The following is a 2882-nucleotide window of genomic DNA, read 5'->3' on the forward strand; positions in this document are numbered from 1 at the left end:
GGTCAGGGCGAAGCCCGGCTCGCTGCGGGCGCGCCGGCGCCACTGCAGGATGCGCAGGGTGGGCGGGACCGACAGCAGGCCGACCAAGGCGAAGACGCCGACCTTGCTCCAGAAGGCCCAGTTGCCCAGGAACGCCTCGGGCTCCTTGGCGCCCCAATAGACCCGGCCGAACCCGACGATCAGGATCAGGGCGGCGATGAAGCCGTAGTGCATGTCGAGCACGCCCAGACGTTTCAGACCCGCGCCCGACAGTCCAGGGCGAACGCTGGCCAGTTCCGCCGCAAGGATCGCGGCGAGGCTGAAGACCAGCAGGTGATGGGCGATGGTGAGGGCAAGGTCGGTCACGGCGAGCCTCTCTCTGCGAATGGGCAGGTGCAGACTGGCTGGAATAATTTACATTGTAAATACTAAATCGCCGCCGGCGTCATGCAAGCCTCAGCGTCGCCGCGCCCACCGCGATGACGGCGCAGGCGAGCAGGCGGATCGGGGTCAGCTTCTCGCGCAGGAAGATCGCGGCGATGGCTGCGGCGAACAGGATCGAGGTTTCGCGCAGGGCCGCCACCGCCGCCACCGGCGCCTTGGTCATGGCCCAGAGCGCCAGGCCATAGGCCGCCAGGGTGCCGAACCCGCCGACCGCGCCATAGACGGCGTTGGTCCGGGCATAGGTCAGGAACTCGGCCCGCCGCTTCGCCAGGGCCCAGGCCAGCAGGGGCGCGCCGGTCAGCAGGCAGAGCCAGAGATTGTAGGCGACCGCCGCTTCGGAGAGCCGCACCCCCACGCCGTCGATCAGGGTGTAGGCGGCGATGACCAAGGCGCTGGGCATGGCCAGGCGCACGCCCGCCATGTCGGCCTGACGCGCGCCCAGCGCCAGGCTGAGCACGCCGCCGCAGATCAGCGCCACGCCGATCCACCCGGCCGGCGCCAGGTGGTCGCCCAGCGCGAAGGTCCCGACCAGGGCGACCAGCAGCGGCGCGGTCCCGCGCATCAGCGGATAGATCTGGCTCATATCGGCGCCGCGATAGGCGCGGGCCAGCAACAGGTAGGCGCCGAGCTGCAGGACGGCCGAGACGCCGAGATAGGGCCAGCTCGCGAGGGTGGGCTGCGGCAGGAACGGCAGGGCGACGATGGCGATCACCGCCGAGCCGGCGGCGACCAGCACGGTGGTCAGCAGCTTGTCGCTCGCGCCCTTGACGATGGCGTTCCAGCTCGCGTGCAGCAGGGCGGCGAGCAGGACGATCGCAAAGACGCTGAGGGGCATCGGCCCCTAGTCCGTGAACACGACGGTCTTGGCGCCGTTCAGCAGCACCCGGTCCTCCAGCCGCCAGCGCACGGCGCGGGCCAGCACCCGGCGCTCGATGTCTCGGCCCTTGCGGATCAGGGCGGCGGGCGTGTCGCGGTGGCTGATGCGCTCGACGTCCTGTTCGATGATCGGGCCCTCGTCGAGGTCGGCGGTGACATAGTGGGCGGTGGCCCCGATCACCTTCACCCCGCGCTCGTGCGCCTGGTGATAGGGCCGCGCGCCCTTGAAGCCGGGCAGGAACGAGTGGTGGATGTTGATGCAGCGCTCCTCCAGCTTGGCGGCCAGGCCGTCGGAGAGCACCTGCATGTAGCGGGCGAGGACCACCAGCTCGGTCTGCGTCTCCTGGATCAGCTTCCAGATCGCCGCCTCCTGCTCCAGCTTGGTGGCGCGGCTGACCGGCAGGTGGTGGAACGGCACGTCCGACAGGTCGAGGTTGGCGTAGGTCTCGATGGGGTGGTTGGAGACCACCGCGGCGATCTCCATCGGCAGCTCGCCGCGCCGCCAGCGATAGAGCAGGTCGGCTAGGCAGTGGTCCTGCTGGCTGGCCAGGATCATCACCTTGCGCTTGACCTTCGGGTCGCGCAGCGCCCAGCGCATGGAAAAAGCCTTGGCGATGTCCTCGAAACCGGCGCGCAGGCTGGGAAGGTCGGCGCCCTCGGCGTCGAACACCACGCGCATGAAGAACTTGCCGGTCTCCTGGTCGTCGTACTGCTGGGCGTCGAGAATGTTGGCGCCGCGCTCAAACAGGAAGGTCGAGACGCGGGCGACGATGCCGGGCCGGTCGGGGCAGGAGAGGGTCAGGATCATGGTGGCCGCTCTAGGCGCAATTCCTGAGCGACACGTCAAGCTTCGTCCTCTGCGCTTGGTGACCGGGCGCGCAGGGCGTTAGGTTCTGGTCATGTCATCCGCCGAAATCCTGACCCCGCGCGCCCTGGATATCCTGGCCCAGCTCGTGGCGTTCGACACCACCTCGCGCAATTCCAACCTCGCCCTGATCGAATGGGTGGAGAGCTATCTCGACAGCCATGGCGTGGCGCACAGGCGCGTCCCCAATGCGGAGGGGACCAAGTCCAATCTGATCGCCACCATCGGGCCGGCGGTGGTGGGCGGGGTGGTGCTGTCGGGCCATACCGACGTGGTGCCGGTCGACGGCCAGGCCTGGACCAGCGATCCCTTCGTGCTGACGGCCAGGGACGATGGGCGGCTCTATGGCCGCGGGACCTGCGACATGAAGGGTTTCCTGGCCCTGGCGCTGGCCGCGGCGCCCGACCTGGCGGCGGCCGGGCCGAGGAAGCCGGTGCACCTGGCCTTTTCCTATGACGAGGAGATCGGCTGCCTGGGCGCGCCGGACATGATCGCGACCATCGCGCGCGAACTGCCGCGCCCGGCCCTCGTGGTGGTCGGCGAGCCGACCATGATGGAGGCGGTCAGCGGTCACAAAGGCATTGCGACCTTCGCCGTCACCGTGACCGGCAAGGAGGCCCATTCCAGCCAGACCCACCTGGGCGTTTCGGCGATCATGGAGGCGATCCCGCTGCTGGTCTCGCTGCAGGCTCTGGCCGGGCGGCTGGAGGAAGAGGCC

General features: G+C 69.2%; 4 protein-coding genes. 1 reads left to right on the forward strand and 3 read right to left on the reverse strand.

What is annotated here, in order from left to right; genetic code table 11:
• From ACE3TL_RS16840 to purU, 3 genes are all read right to left on the reverse strand, one after another.
• Window positions 1-345: DUF2214 family protein (locus ACE3TL_RS16840; RefSeq protein WP_374579810.1), on the reverse strand; the 345-nt coding region annotated here is incomplete at its 3' end.
• Between the two features lie 79 nt (window positions 346-424).
• Window positions 425-1258, reverse strand: a complete 834-nt coding sequence (locus ACE3TL_RS16845; RefSeq protein WP_374579811.1) for an EamA family transporter — start codon at window positions 1256-1258, stop codon at window positions 425-427.
• 6 nt (window positions 1259-1264) lie between these two features.
• Entirely contained in the window at window positions 1265-2107 is an 843-nt protein-coding gene (purU, locus tag ACE3TL_RS16850) for a formyltetrahydrofolate deformylase (protein WP_374579812.1), read from the reverse strand.
• A gap of 91 nt (window positions 2108-2198) precedes the next feature.
• On the opposite strand from purU, the gene argE reads away from it, so the two are divergent.
• Window positions 2199-2882: acetylornithine deacetylase (argE, locus tag ACE3TL_RS16855; RefSeq protein ID WP_374579813.1), on the forward strand; the 684-nt coding region annotated here is incomplete at its 3' end.

Origin of the sequence: Phenylobacterium sp., from assembly GCF_041920015.1 — a bacterium.
GTDB lineage: Bacteria > Pseudomonadota > Alphaproteobacteria > Caulobacterales > Caulobacteraceae > Phenylobacterium.

Bases quoted from the DNA above. Each gene is read 5' to 3' on its own strand.
- purU (WP_374579812.1), bottom strand. From the start codon at position 2,107: ATGATCCTGACCCTCTCCTGCCCCGACCGGCCCGGCATCGTCGCCCGC.
- ACE3TL_RS16845 (WP_374579811.1), bottom strand. From the start codon at position 1,258: ATGCCCCTCAGCGTCTTTGCGATCGTCCTGCTCGCCGCCCTGCTGCAC.